Source organism: Brevibacterium sp. CS2 (assembly GCF_005280295.1).
GTDB classification, from domain to species: domain Bacteria; phylum Actinomycetota; class Actinomycetes; order Actinomycetales; family Brevibacteriaceae; genus Brevibacterium; species Brevibacterium pityocampae.
In genome coordinates, this window is record NZ_CP040020.1 from 69,272 (window position 1) to 87,372 (window position 18,101).

General features: G+C 67.7%; 28 protein-coding genes. 1 reads left to right on the forward strand and 27 read right to left on the reverse strand.

All coding sequences use genetic code 11. The features are described 5' to 3' along the window. Positions 1 to 46: 46 nt before the first annotated feature. A complete protein-coding gene (locus FDF13_RS00325) occupies positions 47 to 313 on the forward strand; it encodes a hypothetical protein (protein ID WP_137317962.1) in 267 nt (88 codons plus the stop codon). A gap of 117 nt (positions 314 to 430) precedes the next feature. On the opposite strand, the gene map is transcribed toward FDF13_RS00325, so the two are convergent. From map to FDF13_RS00460, 27 genes are all read right to left on the reverse strand, one after another. After that, a complete protein-coding gene (map, locus tag FDF13_RS00330) occupies positions 431 to 1,261 on the reverse strand; it encodes a type I methionyl aminopeptidase (RefSeq protein WP_137317963.1) in 831 nt (276 codons plus the stop codon). Next, positions 1,262 to 1,831: an adenylate kinase gene (locus FDF13_RS00335; protein WP_137317964.1), complete on the reverse strand. Its 570-nt coding sequence runs from the start codon at positions 1,829 to 1,831 to the stop codon at positions 1,262 to 1,264. Between the two features lie 70 nt (positions 1,832 to 1,901). After that, the gene (gene secY, locus FDF13_RS00340; protein ID WP_137317965.1) at positions 1,902 to 3,203 is read right to left on the reverse strand and encodes a preprotein translocase subunit SecY; all 1,302 of its coding nucleotides are present in this window, start codon (positions 3,201 to 3,203) and stop codon (positions 1,902 to 1,904) included. 242 nt (positions 3,204 to 3,445) lie between these two features. Further along, entirely contained in the window at positions 3,446 to 3,898 is a 453-nt protein-coding gene (gene rplO, locus FDF13_RS00345) for a 50S ribosomal protein L15 (protein WP_137317966.1), read from the reverse strand. A gap of 1 nt (position 3,899) precedes the next feature. Next, positions 3,900 to 4,082 carry a 50S ribosomal protein L30 gene (gene rpmD, locus FDF13_RS00350; RefSeq protein WP_101652129.1) on the reverse strand — a complete coding sequence of 61 codons (183 nt, stop codon included), beginning with the start codon at positions 4,080 to 4,082 and terminating at the stop codon, positions 3,900 to 3,902. Further along, on the reverse strand, positions 4,082 to 4,714 hold the full coding sequence (rpsE, locus tag FDF13_RS00355) for a 30S ribosomal protein S5 (protein WP_137320277.1): 633 nt from the start codon (positions 4,712 to 4,714) through the stop codon (positions 4,082 to 4,084). Before rpsE ends, rpmD begins: the two co-directional genes overlap by 1 nt. A gap of 26 nt (positions 4,715 to 4,740) precedes the next feature. Continuing rightward, entirely contained in the window at positions 4,741 to 5,121 is a 381-nt protein-coding gene (gene rplR, locus FDF13_RS00360; protein WP_137320278.1) for a 50S ribosomal protein L18, read from the reverse strand. A 2-nt stretch (positions 5,122 to 5,123) separates the two neighbouring features. Next, positions 5,124 to 5,660 carry a 50S ribosomal protein L6 gene (rplF, locus tag FDF13_RS00365; protein ID WP_137317968.1) on the reverse strand — a complete coding sequence of 179 codons (537 nt, stop codon included), beginning with the start codon at positions 5,658 to 5,660 and terminating at the stop codon, positions 5,124 to 5,126. 17 nt (positions 5,661 to 5,677) lie between these two features. After that, positions 5,678 to 6,076, reverse strand: coding sequence for a 30S ribosomal protein S8 (rpsH, locus tag FDF13_RS00370; protein WP_101652137.1), 399 nt, complete (start codon positions 6,074 to 6,076; stop codon positions 5,678 to 5,680). A 70-nt stretch (positions 6,077 to 6,146) separates the two neighbouring features. After that, positions 6,147 to 6,719, reverse strand: coding sequence for a 50S ribosomal protein L5 (gene rplE, locus FDF13_RS00375; protein WP_137317969.1), 573 nt, complete (start codon positions 6,717 to 6,719; stop codon positions 6,147 to 6,149). After that, positions 6,719 to 7,087 (reverse strand): 50S ribosomal protein L24, encoded by a 369-nt coding sequence (rplX, locus tag FDF13_RS00380; protein WP_137317970.1) that lies wholly within the window; start codon positions 7,085 to 7,087, stop codon positions 6,719 to 6,721. Before rplX ends, rplE begins: the two co-directional genes overlap by 1 nt. Before the next feature lie 2 nt (positions 7,088 to 7,089). Further along, the gene (gene rplN / locus FDF13_RS00385; protein ID WP_137317971.1) at positions 7,090 to 7,458 is read right to left on the reverse strand and encodes a 50S ribosomal protein L14; all 369 of its coding nucleotides are present in this window, start codon (positions 7,456 to 7,458) and stop codon (positions 7,090 to 7,092) included. Between the two features lie 144 nt (positions 7,459 to 7,602). Continuing rightward, positions 7,603 to 7,893, reverse strand: a complete 291-nt coding sequence (gene rpsQ / locus FDF13_RS00390; protein ID WP_137317972.1) for a 30S ribosomal protein S17 — start codon at positions 7,891 to 7,893, stop codon at positions 7,603 to 7,605. Beyond that, on the reverse strand, positions 7,893 to 8,144 hold the full coding sequence (gene rpmC / locus FDF13_RS00395) for a 50S ribosomal protein L29 (RefSeq protein ID WP_137320279.1): 252 nt from the start codon (positions 8,142 to 8,144) through the stop codon (positions 7,893 to 7,895). Before rpmC ends, rpsQ begins: the two co-directional genes overlap by 1 nt. A 2-nt stretch (positions 8,145 to 8,146) precedes the next feature. After that, positions 8,147 to 8,563 carry a 50S ribosomal protein L16 gene (gene rplP, locus FDF13_RS00400; RefSeq protein ID WP_101652149.1) on the reverse strand — a complete coding sequence of 139 codons (417 nt, stop codon included), beginning with the start codon at positions 8,561 to 8,563 and terminating at the stop codon, positions 8,147 to 8,149. A 3-nt stretch (positions 8,564 to 8,566) separates the two neighbouring features. After that, complete coding sequence (rpsC, locus tag FDF13_RS00405) at positions 8,567 to 9,394, reverse strand: 30S ribosomal protein S3 (RefSeq protein WP_137317973.1); 828 nt, start codon at positions 9,392 to 9,394, stop codon at positions 8,567 to 8,569. After that, entirely contained in the window at positions 9,394 to 9,780 is a 387-nt protein-coding gene (gene rplV / locus FDF13_RS00410; RefSeq protein WP_137317974.1) for a 50S ribosomal protein L22, read from the reverse strand. Before rplV ends, rpsC begins: the two co-directional genes overlap by 1 nt. Positions 9,781 to 9,824: 44 nt before the next feature. Then, entirely contained in the window at positions 9,825 to 10,106 is a 282-nt protein-coding gene (gene rpsS / locus FDF13_RS00415) for a 30S ribosomal protein S19 (protein WP_101652155.1), read from the reverse strand. A 15-nt stretch (positions 10,107 to 10,121) separates the two neighbouring features. Further along, positions 10,122 to 10,958: a 50S ribosomal protein L2 gene (gene rplB / locus FDF13_RS00420; protein WP_137317975.1), complete on the reverse strand. Its 837-nt coding sequence runs from the start codon at positions 10,956 to 10,958 to the stop codon at positions 10,122 to 10,124. A 31-nt stretch (positions 10,959 to 10,989) separates the two neighbouring features. Then, positions 10,990 to 11,289 carry a 50S ribosomal protein L23 gene (gene rplW / locus FDF13_RS00425; protein WP_101652159.1) on the reverse strand — a complete coding sequence of 100 codons (300 nt, stop codon included), beginning with the start codon at positions 11,287 to 11,289 and terminating at the stop codon, positions 10,990 to 10,992. Next, positions 11,286 to 11,972 carry a 50S ribosomal protein L4 gene (gene rplD, locus FDF13_RS00430; RefSeq protein ID WP_137317976.1) on the reverse strand — a complete coding sequence of 229 codons (687 nt, stop codon included), beginning with the start codon at positions 11,970 to 11,972 and terminating at the stop codon, positions 11,286 to 11,288. The genes rplW and rplD overlap by 4 nt, the downstream gene beginning before the upstream one ends. 5 nt (positions 11,973 to 11,977) lie before the next feature. Beyond that, on the reverse strand, positions 11,978 to 12,643 hold the full coding sequence (rplC, locus tag FDF13_RS00435) for a 50S ribosomal protein L3 (RefSeq protein ID WP_247618364.1): 666 nt from the start codon (positions 12,641 to 12,643) through the stop codon (positions 11,978 to 11,980). Positions 12,644 to 12,661: 18 nt separating this feature from the next. Further along, on the reverse strand, positions 12,662 to 12,970 hold the full coding sequence (rpsJ, locus tag FDF13_RS00440; protein ID WP_009379191.1) for a 30S ribosomal protein S10: 309 nt from the start codon (positions 12,968 to 12,970) through the stop codon (positions 12,662 to 12,664). A gap of 516 nt (positions 12,971 to 13,486) precedes the next feature. Continuing rightward, complete coding sequence (locus FDF13_RS00445) at positions 13,487 to 14,875, reverse strand: ABC transporter ATP-binding protein (protein ID WP_137317978.1); 1,389 nt, start codon at positions 14,873 to 14,875, stop codon at positions 13,487 to 13,489. A gap of 51 nt (positions 14,876 to 14,926) precedes the next feature. Further along, complete coding sequence (locus tag FDF13_RS00450) at positions 14,927 to 15,778, reverse strand: carbohydrate ABC transporter permease (protein ID WP_137317979.1); 852 nt, start codon at positions 15,776 to 15,778, stop codon at positions 14,927 to 14,929. A 3-nt stretch (positions 15,779 to 15,781) separates the two neighbouring features. After that, positions 15,782 to 16,768, reverse strand: coding sequence for a carbohydrate ABC transporter permease (locus tag FDF13_RS00455; protein ID WP_254668837.1), 987 nt, complete (start codon positions 16,766 to 16,768; stop codon positions 15,782 to 15,784). Then, positions 16,765 to 18,003 (reverse strand): extracellular solute-binding protein, encoded by a 1,239-nt coding sequence (locus FDF13_RS00460; RefSeq protein ID WP_254668838.1) that lies wholly within the window; start codon positions 18,001 to 18,003, stop codon positions 16,765 to 16,767. Before FDF13_RS00460 ends, FDF13_RS00455 begins: the two co-directional genes overlap by 4 nt. Between the last annotated feature and the right edge of the window lie 98 nt (positions 18,004 to 18,101).

The following is an 18,101-nucleotide window of genomic DNA, read 5'->3' on the forward strand; positions in this document are numbered from 1 at the left end:
CACCATAGCGTGGACAGCGATACCCGTTGTCTCAGAAAGGTCCACCATGTCCCAGTCCTTCGCAGCAGCGCTCGAGAGAGCTCGCGCTGCCCACAGCTTCTCCCTCGCCGCGGCCAGCGTGGCGGCCTCGCTCACCGTAGTCATCGCCTTCGCAGCATTCATGATCGTCGGTGCAGGCATCACCACCACCGCGACATGGATGTTCGCACTCGGTCTCCTGGCAGCAGGCGGGACCTATCTGGGAACCTTCCTGGGAGTCCGCGGGAAGATGAGGGAGGTGCCGGACACCCGGGCCGCTGCCGCACAGGTCTGATCCGGGTGCGTCCACGTGACGCCCGCGCCCGCTTCACCGCTGGATACGACGACGGCCGGAGTGCACACGCACTCCGGCCGGTCCGTTCGGCGGGCCCGGTGGCCCGCCGGTGCCGCGTCAGTCCTCGAGCGGCACCGGGGTCACGCCGTAGGCGGCGAGGCGCTCGGCCCCGCCGTCCTCGGCGGTGAGCACCCAGATCCCGCGCTCGTGGCGAGCCACTGTGTGCTCCCAGTGGGCGGCCCGCGCCCCGTCGACGGTGACGACGGTCCAGTCGTCGTCGAGGGTGCGCGAGGCGATGTCACCGGCGACGAGCATCGGCTCGATCGCCAGGCACAGCCCGGGCCGGATCTTCGGCCCCATGTTCCTGGCCCGGTAGTTGAGCACCTCGGGCTCCATGTGCATCTGCGTGCCGATGCCGTGCCCGGTGTAGTCCTCGAGCAGCCCGAGGTCCGGAGCCTCGGCCAGCGCGAACTCCTCGATCGCCGCACCGATCTCGCCGACCCGCTTGGCGCGGGCGAAGGCCGCGATGCCGGCCCACATCGATTCCTCGGTGATGTCGGAGAGACGCCGGTCGGCCGCACTCGCGTGCTCCCAGCCGCCGACGCAGAGGGTGAAGGCGGAGTCGCCGTGATAGCCGTCGACGATCGCTCCGCAGTCGATCGACACGAGATCGCCGGCCTCGAGGACGCGCGCGCCGGGGATGCCGTGGACGATCTCCTCGTTCACGGAGATGCAGGCCACAGCGGGGAACCCGTGATAGCCCTTGAAGTTCGAGCGCGCACCGGCCTCGGCGATGACGGCGGCCGCGGCTGCGTCGACCTCGGCGGTGGTGGCCCCGGGCACGGACGCGGCACGGGCGGCCGCGAGGGCCGCCCGTGTGACGAGACCGGCGCGGCGCATCGTGCGGATCTGCGCCTCGGTCTTGAGCTCCAGCTTGGAACCGAACACTCAGTGCCCGATCTGCGCGAGGATGCGGCCGGTGATCGCGTCGATCTCCCCGAGGCCGTCGACCTGGCGCAGCAGACCGCGGTCGGCGTAGATCCGGGTGAGCGGCTGCGTCTGCTCGGCGTAGACGTCGAGGCGGTGGCGGATGACCTCCTCGGTGTCGTCCGAGCGGCCCTGGAGCTGGGCGCGGGCGAGCAGGCGCTCGACGACCTCGTCGGTGTCGGCGGTGAGCTCGACGACATGGTCGAGGGACTCGTCGAGTTCGGACAGCATCGAGTCGAGCTCGGCGACCTGCGCCTCGGTGCGCGGGTAGCCGTCGAGCAGGAACCCGGGCTGGGCGTCGTCCTGGGCGAGGCGGTCCTTGACCATCGAGTTGGTGACCTCGTCCGGCACGTACTCGCCGGCGTCCATGTAGCGCTTGGCGGTCTTCCCGAGCTCGGTCTCGCCCGCGACGTTGGCGCGGAAGATGTCGCCGGTGGAGATCGCCGGGATGCCGAGCTTCTCCGCGAGGCGGGCGGCCTGGGTGCCCTTGCCCGCTCCCGGCGGGCCGATGAGGATGATCCGTTCGCTCATGGTGTGTTCCTTTCAGGATGGTCCCGCCGCCGGCCGGTACCCGGGGCGGGCGCGGCCGAGACGGTCGGGGTCAGCGCAGCAGCCCCTCGTAGTGGCGCTGCTGCATCTGCGAATCGATCTGCTTGACGGTCTCCAGGCCCACACCGACGATGATGAGGAGCGAGGTGCCGCCGAACGGGAAGTTCTGGTTGGCGTCGATGAGCACGAGCGCGATAAGCGGGATCATCGCGACGAACGCGAGGTACAGCGAGCCCGGGAAGGTGATCCGGGTGAGCACGTAGCTCAGGTACTGCTCGGTCGGACGGCCGGCGCGGATGCCGGGGATGAATCCGCCGTACTTCTTCATGTTGTCCGCGACCTCCTCCGGGTTGAAGGTGATCGCGACGTAGAAGTACGTGAAGAAGATCGTCAGCAGGAAGTACACGAGCATGTAGATCGGGTGGTCGCCCGTCGTGAGGTACTCGGTGATCCACTGCACCCACTGCGCCTCGGGGTCGCCGAACTGCGCGATGAGGCTGGGGAGGTAGAGGACCGAGGAGGCGAAGATCACGGGGATCACGCCGGCCTGGTTGACCTTGATCGGAATATAGGTCGAGGTCCCGCCGAACATCCGGCGGCCGACCATGCGCTTGGCGTACTGCACCGGGATGCGGCGCTGGGACTGCTCGACGAACACCACGAGCGCGACGATCGCGAGGCCGACCGCGACGACGATGAGGAAGATGTCGATGCCCTGCGAGGTGAGGATCGCGCCGAAGGCGGCCGGGAACCCGGCGGCGACGGCGGTGAAGATCAGCAGCGACATGCCGTTGCCGACGCCCCGCTCGGTGATCTGCTCGCCGAGCCACATGATGAGGCCGGTGCCGGCGGTCAGGGTGATGACGATGATGAGGACGCCCCACCAGGTGTCGTTGACGATGAGGTCCTGGCAGCCTTCGACATTGCCGAACAGCGCACCGGTGCGCACCGTGGAGACGAGGGTCGTGGCATTGAGGATGCCCAGTCCGATCGTCATGTACCGGGTGTACTGGGTGAGCTTCGCCTGGCCGGAGGCGCCCTCCTTGTGGAGCGCCTCGAAGCGCGGGATCACCACGCGCAGGAGCTGGGTGATGATGCTCGCCGTGATGTAGGGCATGATGCCGAGCGCGAAGATCGACAGCTGGAGCAGCGCTCCGCCGCTGAACAGGTTGACGAGCCCGAACGCACCCTGGTTGAGCTGCGGGTTGGCGACGCACTGCTGGACCTGCGCGTAGTCGATGCCGGGGGCGGGGATGTACGAGCCGAGCCGGTAGAGCACGATCACGCCGAGTGTGAAGAGGAGTTTGTTCCTCAGATCGGGCGTTTTGAAAGCCCGCCCAATTGCGCCGAGCAAGCGTCCTCCTGGGGGTGTCCACCAAGGCGGGCGGCCGCGCGCGTGCGCAGGGGCCGGCGATCCTCGGATGATGAGTCGTTGAGAGTACCTGTTGAACTGTAGCAGGGTGGTTCCGCGCCCCTGAAACCGAACGGCCGGCCCCGGACGGGGGTCCCCGGTGCACGCTCAGGGGTGCGGACGCGACAGGAGGGAGGCCGCCCGCAGGCGACCTCCCTCCCAGCGACCGGGCCGAGGGGTCACCCTCAGGCGGTCGTCGTCTTCCCTCCGGCCGCTTCGATCTTCTCGATCGCGGACGCGGAGAACTTGTCGGCGGTGATGTCGAGCTTGACGGAGATCTCTCCGGTGCCCAGCACCTTGACCGGCTGCTTGGGGCGCACGGCGCCCTTGGCGACCAGGTCCTCGACGCCCACGGTGCCGCCCTCGGGGAACAGCGACGAGAGCTTGTCGAGGTTGACGACCTGGAAGGTCACCTTGTTCGGGTTCTTGAACCCGCGCAGCTTCGGGAGCCGCATGTGGAGCGGGGTCTGCCCGCCCTCGAAGCCGTGCGGAACCTGGTAACGAGCCTTCGTTCCCTTGGTGCCGCGACCGGCGGTCTTGCCCTTCGACGCCTCACCGCGACCCACACGGGTCTTCGCGGTCTTGGCGCCGGGGGCAGGACGCAGGTGGTGCAGCTTCAGCACATTCTCTTCTGCCATCTCAATCCACCTCTTCGCACTTCACCAGGTGGCGCACGGTGTTCACCATGCCGCGGAACTCCGGCCGGTCCTCTTTCACGACGACGTCGTTGATCTTCTTGAGACCGAGGCTCCGGAGGGTTTCGCGCTGGTTCTGCTTGCCACCGATTTCGGACTTGATCTGCGTGATCTTCAGCTGTGCCATCAGGCGTTCGCTCCGCTCTCCTGTGCGCGCAGCATCGCGTACGGCGCGACTTCGTCGACCGGCAGGCCGCGGCGGGCCGCGACCTCCTCGGGACGCTCGAGGCCCTTGAGCGCCGCGATCGTGGCGTGCACGATGTTGATGGCGTTCGAGGAGCCCAGCGACTTCGACAGGATGTCGTGGACGCCGGCGCAGTCGAGGACGGCGCGGACCGGACCGCCGGCGATCACGCCGGTACCCGGGGCGGCCGGACGCAGCAGGACGACGCCTGCGGCGGCCTCACCCTGCACCGGGTGCGGGATGGTCTTCTGGATGCGGGGGACGCGGAAGAAGTTCTTCTTCGCCTCCTCGACACCCTTGGCGATGGCCGCGGGAACTTCCTTGGCCTTGCCGTAGCCCATGCCCACCATGCCGTTGCCGTCACCGACGACGACGAGCGCGGTGAAGGAGAACCGGCGTCCGCCCTTGACCACCTTCGACACGCGGTTGATGGTGACGACGTGCTCGATGAACTGGTTCTTGTCGTCGCGGTCCTGCCGGTTGCCGCGACGGCCGTCGCGGCCGCCGCCCTCGCCGCGGCCCCGGCCGCGACCGCGGTTGCGGTCATCGGTCTGCGGGGTCTCGGTCTGGGCCACCTGCTGGTCCTTGTTCTCTTCAGTGCTCACAGGGACAGTCCTCCTTCGCGTGCACCTTCGGCGATCGCGGCGACACGACCGTGGTAGGTGTTGCCGCCGCGGTCGAACACCACGGACTCGATGCCCGCGGCCTTGGCGCGCTCGGCGACGAGCTCGCCGACCCGGCGTGCCTTCGTGGTCTTGTCGTCGCCGGCGGACCGGAGATCGGCTTCCATGGTGGAGGCCGATGCCAGGGTCTTCCCGACGCTGTCGTCGATGACCTGCACGAACACGTGGCGGCTCGATCGCTTGACGACGAGACGGGGACGCTCGGCAGTGCCGTTGATGTGCTTGCGCAGACGGACGTGGCGGCGAGCGCGTGCAGCGCCCTTCCCCTTGCCGTAGCTCTGCTTCTTTCCGAAGGCCATGGTCACTTACCAGCCTTTCCGACCTTGCGGCGAACGTTCTCGCCGGCGTAGCGCACACCCTTGCCCTTGTAGGGCTCGGGCTTGCGCAGCTTGCGGATGTTTGCCGCCACCTCGCCGACGAGCTGCTTGTCGATGCCGGAGACGGTCAGCTTGTTCTGGCCCTCGACCGAGAAGGTGATCCCGGCCGGCGGCTCGACGGTGATCGAGTGGCTGTAGCCGAGGGCGAACTCGAGGTTCGAGCCCTTGGCCTGCACGCGGTAACCGGTGCCGACGATCTCGAGCGACTTCGAGTAGCCCTCGGTGACGCCGACGATCTGGTTGTTGATCAGGGTGCGGGTGAGTCCGTGGAGCGAACGCGATTCGCGCTCGTCGTTCGGACGGGTGACGCTCACGGCGCCGTCCTCGAGGGTGACCTCGATGGGCTCGGCGACGGTGAGTCCGAGCTCGCCCTTCGGTCCCTTGACGGAGACGCGGCGACCGTCGATCTTCACCTCGACACCGGAGGGAACGGAGATCGGCTGCTTGCCAATACGTGACATTGTGCTCTCCCCCTTCCTTACCAGACGTAGGCGAGGACTTCCCCACCCACGCCCTTCTTCGATGCTTGCTTGTCGGTGAGCAGACCCGAGGAGGTCGACAGGATCGCGATTCCGAGTCCGCCGAGCACCTTGGGCAGGTTCGTGCTCTTCGCGTAGACCCGCAGACCGGGCTTCGACACGCGGCGGATGCCGGCGATCGAGCGCTCGCGGTTGGGGCCGAACTTGAGGTCGAGCTCGAGCTTCTTGCCGACCTCGGCGTCAGCGACGCGCCAGTCGGAGATGAAGCCCTCGGTCTTGAGGATCTCGGCGATGTTCGACTTCAGCTTGCTGTAGGGCATGCTGACATCCTCGTGGTACGCCGAGTTGGCGTTGCGCAGACGCGTGAGCATGTCTGCGACGGGATCAGTCATTGTCATTGGGCTGTTGCCCTTCCTCGTTGGGGTTTCGTCGGCGGCGTGCGCCGCGTCGGACCTACAACGTAGAGATTCAGTTGGTCTTGAACGGGAAGCCCAGGTGGCGCAGCAGCGCCCGGCCTTCGTCGTCGGTCTTGGCGGTGGTCACCACGGTGATGTCCATGCCGCGGACGCGGTCGATCGCGTCCTGGTCGATCTCGTGGAACATCGACTGCTCGGTCAGACCGAAGGTGTAGTTCCCGTTGCCGTCGAACTGGCGGTCCGACAGTCCGCGGAAGTCGCGGATGCGCGGCAGCGCGAGCGACACGACGCGGTCGAGGAACTCCCACATCCGGGCCCCGCGCATGGTGACGTGGGCGCCGATCGGCTGTCCCTCGCGCAGCTTGAACTGCGCGATCGACTTCCGGGCCTTCGTCACCACGGGCTTCTGGCCGGTGATGAGGGTGAGGTCGCGGATCGCGCCCTCGATGAGCTTGGAGTCGCGCGCGGCGTCTCCGACACCCATGTTCACGACGACCTTGACGAGGCCAGGGACCTGCATCGGGTTGCCGTAGCCGAACTCCTCCTGGAGCTTCGGCACGATGTCTTCACGGTAGACCTGCTTGAGGCGCGGTGCCGGGCGGGTCTGCACGGTGCTGTCGGTCATCAGATGTCCTCCCCGGTACGACGCGAGACGCGGACCCGCACGGTGCGGGTGCGGCCGTCGCGCTCGACTTCCTCGGTGCGGTAGCCCACGCGGGTCGGCTTGTTGTCCTTGGGATCGACGAGCATCACCTTGGCCACGTGGATCGGTGCCTCGTGGATCTCGATGCCGCCCGCGGTGGCGCCCGAGGCGGTCTGGCCGGCCTTGCGGTGCTTGGTCACCCGGTTGACGCCCTCGACGAGGACGCGGTTGGTCTCGGGGAACACCTCGAGGACCTTGCCCTGCTTGCCGCGGTCGCCCCCGCGCCAGGCGCGGGCACCGGCGATGACCTGCACGAGGTCACCCTTCTTGATCTTGAGCTTTCCTGCCATGCTCACAACACCTCCGGCGCCAGCGAGATGATCTTCATGAACTTCTTGTCGCGCAGCTCGCGCCCGACGGGTCCGAAGATGCGGGTTCCACGAGGCTCGCCGTCGGTCTTGAGGATGACCGCTGCGTTCTCGTCGAACTTGATGTACGAGCCGTCGGCGCGACGGCGCTCCTTGACGGTGCGGACGACGACCGCCTTGACGACGTCGCCCTTCTTGACGTTGCCGCCGGGGATGGCGTCCTTGACGGTGGCGACGATCGTGTCGCCGATGCCGGCATAGCGCCGGCCGGAACCGCCGAGGATCCGGATCGCGAGGATCTCCTTCGCGCCCGTGTTGTCGGCGACCTTGAGTCGCGACTCCTGCTGGATCACTGCTTATCTCCTGTCGTCTCGTCGGTTCTCACCGGTGGCGAGCCTGACGGAACGGATGGTTGACGTGTGTGCCCTGCCCCGGGAGTCCCGGTGGCCGCCGCGGAAGGGGCGGGACCGGGGGAACCCGGGGCGTGTGCGGGCCTCTTACTTGGCGCGCTCGACGATCTCGACGAGCCGCCAGCGCTTGGTCGCCGACAGCGGACGGGTCTCGGACACGACGACGAGGTCGCCGATGCCTGCCGTGTTCTGCTCGTCGTGGACCTTGATCTTGCTGGTCTTCCGCATGATCTTGCCGTAGAGACGGTGCTTCTTGCGGTCCTCGACCTCCACCACGATGGTCTTGTCCATCTTGTCGGAGACGACGTACCCGCGCTCGGTCTTGCGCGAATTGCGCTCCGACTCCTGTGCTGCGGCTGCCTGGGTCTGCTCGGCCATCACTTATCCTCTTCCTTGGCATCGGCCGGGTTCGTCCGGATCGACAGCTCGCGCTCACGGAGCACGGTGTAGATCCGGGCGATGTCGCGGCGCACGGCCTTGAGTCGACCGTGGCTCTCGAGCTGACCGGTGGCCGACTGGAACCGGAGGTTGAACAGCTCGGCCTTGGCCTTCTTCAGCTCCTCGACAAGACGGTCGTTGTCGAAGCCGTCGAGGGCGTCCATGGACAGGTCCTTGGAACCGATCGCCATTGTCATTCACCACCTTCGCGCCGCACGATGCGGGCCTTGAGAGGAAGCTTGTGGATCGCCAGGCGCAGGGCCTCGCGAGCGACTTCCTCGGGGACACCGGCGAGCTCGAACAGAACTCGACCGGGCTTGACGTTCGCCACCCACCACTCGGGTGAGCCCTTGCCGGAGCCCATGCGGGTCTCGGCGGGCTTCTTGGTCAGCGGGCGGTCGGGGTAGATGTTGATCCACACCTTGCCGCCGCGCTTGATGTGGCGGGTCATCGCGATACGAGCCGCCTCGATCTGCCGGTTGGTCACGTAGGCCGGCTCGAGAGCCTGGACTCCCCAGTCACCGAACGTGACCTCGTTGCCGCCCTTGGACATGCCGCCGCGCTTGGGGTGGTGCTGCTTGCGGTGCTTGACTCGACGAGGGATCAGCATGTGTCAGCCCTCCGATCCGGCCGCTGCGGCCGGAGCCGCCTCGGCAGTGTTGTCAGTCTTCCTCTGGCCGCCCTCGGGACGACGGTCGGTGCCCCGACCCCGTCCTCCGCGACCGCGACCGCGGGCACCGCCGCCGGCGCCGCGCGGGCCCCGTGCGTTCGGCTGTGCGGCCTCCTGGGCGGCGATCTCCTTGTCGGTGAAGTCGCCCTTGTAGATCCACACCTTGACGCCGATCCGGCCGAAGGTCGTCTGCGCCTCGTAGAAGCCGTAGTCGATGTTCGCCCGGAGGGTGTGCAACGGCACGCGTCCCTCGCGGTAGAACTCCGAGCGGCTCATCTCGGCGCCGCCCAGACGGCCGGCGCACTGCACGCGGATGCCCTTGGCGCCGGCCCGCTGCGCGGACTGGATCGCTTTGCGCATCGCACGGCGGAAGGCCACGCGGCTCGCGAGCTGCTCGGCCACGCCCTGCGCCACCAGCTGTGCATCGGTCTCGGGGTTCTTGACCTCGAGGATGTTGAGCTGGATCTGCTTGCCGGTGAGCTTCTCGAGCTGCCCGCGGATGCGGTCGGCCTCGGCGCCGCGGCGACCGATGACGATGCCGGGACGCGCGGTGCGGATGTCGACGCGCACCCGGTCACGGGTCCGCTCGATGTTGACCTTCGAGATGCCGGCCCGCTCGAGGCCGGTGCTCAGCAGGCGGCGGATCTTGACGTCCTCGCCCACGTAGTCGCTGTAGCGCTGCCCGGCCTTGGTCGAGTCGGCGTACCACTTCGACTTGTGGTCGGTGGTGATTCCCAGACGGAATCCGTTGGGATTGATCTTCTGTCCCATCAGCGGTTCCCCTTCCGTGAAGCGCCCACCGGGAGGTCGTCTCCCGATGCCAGCACGACGGTGATGTGGCTGGTGCGCTTGTTGATGCGGTAGGCACGTCCCTGGGCACGAGGCCGGAACCGCTTCATGGTCGGTCCCTCGTCCACGAATGCTTCCGAGATGACCAGTTCGTTCTCGTCGAACGCCTCACCGAGCTTGTCGGCCTGGACACGCGCATTCGCGATGCCCGAGGCGACGAGCTTGTAGATCGGATCGGACGCCGACTGTTCTGCAAATTTCAGCACCGCCAGAGCTTCGGTTGCCTGCTGACCACGAATGAGGTCAACGACGCGCCGAGCCTTCTGGGGCGTGACGCGCAGGTAACGCGCCTTCGCCTTGGCTTCCATCGCTTCCTTCTTTCCTTGTCGAAGATCGCTTCGAGCTGCCCGCCTCAGCGGCGGCGGCCCTTGCGATCGTCCTTGTCGTGGCCGCGGAAAGTCCGCGTCTGGGCGAATTCGCCGAGCTTGTGCCCGACCATGGCCTCGGTGATGAACACCGGGACATGCTTGCGTCCGTCGTGCACCGCGATGGTGTGTCCCAGGAAGTCCGGGATGATCATCGAGCGTCGGGACCAGGTCTTGATGACGTTCTTGGTGCCCTTTTCGTTCTGAGCAGCGACCTTCTGGTACAGGTGCTCGTCAACGAAGGGGCCCTTCTTGAGGCTACGAGGCATTCTTCAGGCTCCCTATCAACGCTTCTTGCCGGTGCGGCGGCGACGCACGATGAGCTTGTCGCTTTCCTTGTTGGGCTTGCGGGTGCGGCCTTCCTTCTGACCCCACGGGCTGACCGGGTGGCGTCCACCGGAGGTCTTGCCCTCGCCACCGCCGTGCGGGTGGTCGACGGGGTTCATCACGACGCCGCGGACGGTCGGGCGCTTGCCCTTCCAGCGCATGCGTCCCGCCTTGCCCCAGTCGATGTTCGACTGCTCGGCGTTGCCGACCTCGCCGACCGTGGCGCGGCAGCGCACGTCGACGTTGCGGATCTCGCCGGACGGCATGCGCAGCTGCGCGTAGGGGCCGTACTTCGCGACGAGCTGCACCGAGGAGCCGGCGGAACGGGCGATCTTGGCGCCGCCGCCCGGACGCAGCTCGACTGCGTGGACGACGGTGCCGACCGGGATGTTCCGCAGGGCCAGGCTGTTGCCGGGCTTGATGTCGGCCGTCGGGCCGGCCTCGATGCGGTCGTCCTGCTTGAGGCGGTTCGGCGCGAGGATGTAGCGCTTCTCGCCGTCCGCGTAGTGCAGCAGGGCGATGCGCGCCGTGCGGTTCGGGTCGTATTCGATGTGTGCGACGCGTGCGGGCACACCGTCCTTGTCATGGCGACGGAAGTCGATGACACGGTACTGGCGCTTGTGTCCGCCGCCGTGATGGCGGGTGGTCACGCGTCCCTGGCTGTTGCGGCCGCCGCTCTTGGACAGCGGGCGCAGAAGTGACTTCTCCGGCGTAGACCGGGTCACTTCGACAAAGTCGGCGACCGAGGAGCCGCGTCGGCCCGGGGTCGTCGGCTTGTGCTTACGGATTCCCATGAGTCTTGATCCTTCTTACGAGGGGTATCGCTTAGAGCGATCCGCCGAAAATGTCGATCGAACCTTCCTTGAGGGCGACGATGGCACGCTTGGTGTCATTGCGCTTGCCCCAGCCGGAGCGGGTCCGACGGCGCTTCCCCTGGCGATTCAGGGTATTCACCGATGCGACCTTCACACCGAAGATGGATTCGATTGCGTACTTGATCTCGGTCTTGTTCGACCGCGGATCGACGAGGAAGGTGTACTTGCCCTCGTCCATCAGGTTGTAGGTCTTCTCCGAGACGACCGGGGCGATGATGATGTCGCGCGGGTCCTTGAACGTCACGCTCATTCTGCGTCCTCCTCGCGGGTGTCGCGTCCGCCTGCCTTGACGCGGCCGCGGGCGGCACCGTCGAGGAAGGTCGCCAGCGCGCCCTCGGTGAACACGATGTCGTCGGCCATCAGCACGTCGTACGTGTTGAGCTGGTCGGCGGGCAGCACGTGCACCTTCGGGAGGTTGCGGACGCTGAGATAGGTGAGCTCATCGGCGCGCTCGACGACGACGAGCTTGTTCGCCCGGTCGCTGAGGTTCGACAGCGCCGCACGGGCCTGCTTCGTCGACGGGACGTCCCCGTCGACGAGTGCGCTGACCACGAACACGCGGTCGAGGCGTGCGCGGTCGGACAGGGCGCCGCGGAGCGCAGCGGCCTTCATCTTCTTGGGGGTCCGCTGCGAGTAGTCGCGCGGCACCGGGCCGTGGACGATCCCGCCGCCGGCGTACTGCGGGGCGCGGATCGAGCCCTGGCGTGCGTTGCCGGTGCCCTTCTGGCGGTACGGCTTGCGCCCGCCGCCGCGGACCTCGGACCGGGTCTTGGTCTTGTGGGTACCCTGGCGCGCCGCGGCGAGCTGGGCGACGACGACCTGGTGGATGAGCGGCACGTTGGTCGCCACCCCGAACACGTCGGCGGGCAGCTGCGCGGTTCCGGACTTCTTGCCGGCGGCGTCGAGGACGTCGATAGTCGTGGTTTCAGTCATCTCTCTCAGGCCTCCTTCGCGGCGGAGCGAACGAGAACGACCGCGCCCTTGGGGCCGGGGACGGCGCCCTTGATGAGGAGCAGATTGTTCTCAGCGTCGACAGCGTGGACGGTGAGGTTCTGGGTGGTGTGCTTGACGGCGCCCATCCGACCGGCCATCCGCAGGCCCTTGAAGACGCGACCGGGGGTCGAAGCCCCGCCGATCGAGCCCGCCTTGCGGTGGTTGCGGTGCGCGCCGTGCGAGGCGCCCACGCCGGCGAAGCCGTGACGCTTCATGACGCCGGCGGTGCCCTTGCCCTTGCTCTTGGCGGTCACGTCGATCTTGGTGCCGGCCTCGAACACGTCTGCGCCGAGCTCCTGGCCGAGCTCGTACTCACCGGCATCGGCGGTGCGCAGCTCGACGAGGTGGCGGCGGGGGGCGACCCCGGCCTTCTCGAAGTGTCCGGCGGTGGGCTTGTCGACCTTGCGCGGATCGATCTCGCCGAAGGCGATCTGCACGGCGGTGTAGCCGTCGACCTCTTCGTTGCGGATCTGCGTGACGACATTCGACCCGGCGGCGATCACGGTGACCGGGACCAGGTTGCTCTGCTCGTCCCACACCTGGGTCATGCCGAGCTTGGTGCCCAGCAGTCCCTTGACGGTGCGGGTGGTCGGGAGAGCCTTGGAACGCATGTTGGCCATTACTCCCCCTTAGAGCTTGATCTCGATGTTGACGTCGTCGGCGAGGTCGAGTCGCATGAGCGAGTCGACGGCCTTCGGCGTCGGGTCGACGATGTCGATGAGCCGCTTGTGGGTGCGCATCTCGAAGTGCTCGCGGCTGTCCTTGTACTTGTGCGGCGAACGGATGACGCAGTACACGTTCTTCTCCGTCGGCAACGGCACGGGGCCCACGACCGTAGCGCCCGCGCGGGTGACAGTGTCCACGATCTTGCGTGCTGCACTGTCAATGACCGCGTGGTCGTACGACTTGAGCCGGATGCGGATCTTCTGTCCCGCCATGGCGTCGTAACTCTTTCTCTTGGTCTTCCCGGACATCAACCGCCGTCCTGTACGGATCGCGCGGTCTGCTCCGGCTTGGTGTGACCGACCCCCGAGGTCGGGCGTGTCGCCACTCCCTTGCGGGCGAAGCTGACACTTCATCAATCGGCTGCCCGGTGCTGACGAACCCGCCTGCGGCAGATTCTCCCGGTGGATTCCGGCCTGTTCGCGGCTGAGTGCCGCTGTGCAGGGGTCATGAGGCCGAAATGCAACTTGTCCATCTTGTCACAGCCGCCAAGGCACCGCAAATCCGGGGCGCACGACGGTCTGTGACCTTCACCGCACCGTGCGGTGGAGGGGGGCGGTACGGTCCCACCGCCCCTGCCGGTCTCCGGTCTCCGGTCTCCGGTCTCCGGTCTCCGGTCTCCGGTCTCCGGTCTCCGGTCTCCGAATCGTCTCATGGACTGCGCGGTATCCGGAACCTGTCGCGCAATTGCGCGTCGCGTTTCGGATACCGCGCAGTTCGCCGGCGGCTGCTCAGCGCCCGGTCGAGGTGGACCCCGTGGTGGAGCCGCCGTCCGCAGTGCGGTCGCCCGTGCCGGCGTCAGTCCGGCCGCTCGCGCTCTGGCCCGCGCCCGCGGCACCGTTCCCGCTGCCGCGCTTCTGCCCTCCGGCGCCCTGCTCGCTGCGGGCGCGCTCGAGGGCCCGCCTCCGGGCCTCCTCCGACTTCCGGGTGATCTCCGCGGCGCGCTCCTCGTCGCGGGTGAGGTTGTCCCCGGTCGCGGGGTCGAACACCATGACGTCGGCGGGGTCGAAGAACAGGCGCACGGTGTCGCCCTCGCGCACTCGCGACTGCGGGTCGAGCGCGGCGACGACCTGGGTGCGCATGCCCTCGCCGTCGAGGTCGCGGTCGAGCTCGTCGAGCGACTCCTGCACCTCGGGGGTGGCCTCGAAGGGGAGGTAGGCGTAGATCTCGTTGCCGAGCCACTCGGTGACATCGACCTCGGCGGTGATCACGGCGCCCCGGTCCAGCTCGTCCTCCTCGAGCAGGTCGGCATCCTGGAACGCCTCGGGGCGCAGGCCGGCGATGAGCAGCTCGGGCGCCTCGGCCATCCCCCGGGCCCGCTCCTCCGGCAGCCGGAAGGTGCCGAAGGGCGACTCGAGCTCGCCGTTGCCGCGATTGGTCACCGGCAGGAAGTTCATCGACGGGGATCCGATGAAGCCGGCGACGAAGATGTTGACCGGCTCCCGGTAGAGCTCCTGCGGGCTCGCATACTGCTGCAGCGCGCCGCGCTTGAGGACGGCGACCTTGTCCCCGAGCGTCATCGCCTCGGTCTGGTCGTGGGTGACGTAGACGGTGGTGACGCCGAGGTTGCGCTGCATCCGGGCGATCTCCGTGCGCATCTGCCCGCGGAGCTTGGCGTCGAGGTTCGACAGCGGCTCGTCGAACAGGAACGCCTTGGCGTCACGGACGATCGCGCGCCCCATGGCCACGCGCTGGCGCTGGCCGCCGGACAGGTTCGCCGGCTTGCGCTCGAGGTGCTCGCCGAGCTCGAGCATCGTCGCCGCCCGGTCGACGCGCGCCTTCACCTCGTCCTCCGGGTACGAGGTCTTGTCGAGGCGCAGCGGGAACGCGATGTTCTCGTACACCGTGAGGTGCGGGTAGAGCGCGTAGTTCTGGAACACCATCGACAGGTCGCGGTCGCGCGGGGCCTTGTCGTTGACCCGCTCGCCGTCGATGAGGAGGTCGCCGTCGGTGATGTCCTCGAGACCGACGATCATCCGCAGGACGGTGGACTTGCCCGAACCCGAGGGCCCGACGAGGATGACGAACTCGCCGTCTTCGATCCGCAGGCTGACGTCGTTGACGGCGGGGAACCCGTCGCCGTAGCGCTTGACGAGATTCCGGAGTTCGATTTCAGCCATGGTGTGCTCCTTGACGGGGGCGAACGGAGGTCGGTGTGACGAGCGCGCGGGTCATCCCTTCACCGCGCCCGAGGTCAGGCCGGAGACGATCTGGCGCTGGAACAGGAGGACGATGATGATCACCGGGATCGTCACGACGATCGAGGCGGCGGCGATCGAGCCGGCCGGCTCCTCGAACTGCGAGGCGCCGGTGAAGAACGACAGCGCCGCCGGCACGGGGCGGGCCGCCGAGGTCGAGGTCAGCGAGATGCCGTAGAGGAAGTCGTTCCACGCGATGAAGAAGGCGATGATCGCGGTGGTGAAGACACCCGGTGCGGCGAGCGGCACGATGACCTTGCGGAACGCCTGGAAGGCAGTCGCCCCGTCGACCTGCGCGGCCTGCTCGAGCTCCCAGGGGATCTCCTTGAAGAACGAGGTGAGCGTCCAGATGGAGATCGGCAGGGTGAGCGAGAGGTACGGGATGATGAGGCCGAGCCACGTGTCGTAGAGGCCGATCGTCGACCACAGGTTGAACAGCGGGGTGACGATCGAGATCACCGGGAACACGGTGATCGCCAGCGACATGTAGAGCACGACGTTCTTGCCCGGGAAGTCGAGGCGGGCGATCGCGTACGCGGCGAGGGTGGAGAGGACGACAGCGACGAGCGTGGCGATGAGGCAGATCCCGATCGAGTTCCGCAGCGCCGGCAGGAACAGCTCCTGGGCGCCGCCGAACAGGATGAGGTCGTAGTTCTCCCAGGACAGCTCCGTCGGCCAGAACTGGCGGTTGGCGATGTCCGAGGGGCTCTTGAGCGACAGGGACAGGATCCAGACGACGGGGAACAGCGCCCACAGTGCGATGAGCACGAAGGCGACGATCCACAGTGTCTTCGTCAGCGGCGAGGTGGTGCGCGTGGCGGCCATGGCTCAACCTCTCGAATCGCCGAGGTTCACGCGGAACCCCTTGATGAACAGGAGACAGATGAGGCCCACGCAGAGGAACAGGAGCACCGAGACCGCGGAGCCGAGGCCCGTCTGGAGCTGCGAGATCGTCTGGTCGTAGGCCAGCGAGGACACCGTCGCGGTGCCGTTGGCGCCCTGGGTCATGACGAACACGGAGTCGAAGATCCGGAACGCCTCGAGGGTGCGGAACATCAGGGCGACCATGATCGCGGACTTCATGTTCGGCAGGATGACGCGGGTGAGGCGCTGCCACCAGCTCGCGCCGTCGACGGTCGCGGCCTCGACCATGTCACCGGGGATCTGTGCGAGCCCGGCGAGCATGAGGAGCGAGATGAACGGCGTGGTCTTCCAGATCTCGGCGAGCGAGATGACTGCGAACGCGGACCAGAAGTTGCCGAACCAGTCGAAGCCCTCGATCCCGAACCACGTGCCGACGAAACCTGTGCCGAGGTCGAAGGCGTACTTCCACGAGAACGCCGCGACGACGGTGATGATGCCATAGGGCACGAGGATGATCGTGCGGATCGGCCCCCGCACACCCTTCATCGCGTTGAGCATGACCATCGCGAAGAAGAAGCCGAGGACGAGCTCGACGGCGACGGTGACGACGGTGATGAGGAGCGTGAAGCCCAGCGTCTGCCACCACAGCGGGTCCGACAGCACCGTGACGTAGTTCGCCCCCCAGTTGAAGTACGAGTTCTCCTGGTCGGTGAGCCGGAGGTTGAAGAACGACTGGTAGACGGCCTGGAGGATCGGATAGCCGGTGACAAGGAGGAGCACGATCGCCGCCGGCGCGGCGAGCATGAGCCCGAGCTTCGCCTCGGCCCGGCTGCGCTCCGAGGTGTAGCGCTTCCGCGTCCCGGTCCGGCCCGGCTTCTCGCGGCCGCGCGTCGTGCCCGGGGACTGGGCGGAGGCGCCGCCGGGGCCGCGGAGTTCGGTCGATTCGCTCACAGCAGTGCCTCCCCGCGCATGATCTCCAGGACGAGTGCGGTGGACTCGGCCGGGGTGGTGGCCGGGTCGATGTCGGCCGGCGGGTGCCAGGACCGCTGGATGCCGCCGGTGATCGTCGAGTAGTAGGGCGAGATCGGACGGGAGGCGGCGGTCTCGAGGGAGTCGAGGATCGCCTGCGCGTACGGCAGCTCGTCCTGCACCGCCTGATCGTCGAACGCCTCGCGGGTCGCCGGGGGCAGACCGTCGGTGATGAAGTACTCCGCCTGGTTCTCCGGCTGGCGGATGCAGTCGACGGCGGCGAACGCGGCCTCGGGGTTCGAGGAGAAGGCGCCGACGGCGAGCTTGACGCCGCCGAACGGAGCAGCGCCCGGGGTGCCCTCCTCGACGGCGGGGTACGGCGCCCAGCCGACGTCGTCGAGGACCGCCTGGTCGATCGAGCCGTCCTCGCCGCCCGCGACGAGGGCCGAGTAGACGAACGGCCAGTTGACCATGAAGCCGCCGTTATCGCCCTGGAAACGCAGCAGCGCGCCGTTCTCGTCGAGGTTGGAGAACGAGGGCCCGCCGAGGCCCTCCTTCCCGATCGTCGACATGATCTCCGCGGCCTTCTCCCCCTCCGGGGTGTCGAGGCCGAGCTCGGTCTCCTCCGGCTCCGCCTCGGGATCGGCGACGATCTGCCCACCCTGGGATTCGATGAGGGCGTTGAGCCACACGGTGAGGGACTCGGCGCGGATGCCCTGTGCGCCGATCTCCTTCTCCTGGCTCTGCGCGGCCTCGATGATCTGGTCCCAGGTCACCGGCTGCGACATGTCGAGCCCGGCGGCCTCGGCGACGGACTTGCGGTACCACAGGATCTGGGTGTTGGCCTGGAGCGGGGCGGAGACGAGCTCGTCCTCCCAGTAGGAGGACTCCGCGGCGGCCTCGATGACGTCCTCGGTGAAGGACTCCGTGTACTCCTCGGGCACCGGCTCGAGGTAGCCGGCGTTGGCGAACTCGGGGACGTAGACGGTGTCGAGGCTCATGATGTCGATCGAGGAGTCGTTCGAGGCGAGGCGCCGGATGAGCTGCTCGCGCTGGCTCTCCGCGTCGTTCGGCAGCACCGAGGTGCTGATCCGGTACTCGCCGCCGGAGTCCGCGCTGCACTTCTCCGCGAGTGCATCCTGCCCGCCGTTGTCCGGGTTGATGTACCACGTGATCGTGTTCCCGCCCGGGTCGGTCTGGCAGCCGGAGAGTGCCATCACCGCTGCTCCTGCGGCCGCCGCCAGGGGCAGCAGGCGCCTGGATCTCCGCCGTCTCGGCCTCATCATCGAGCCTCCGTGTCGCCGTCGAAATGTCC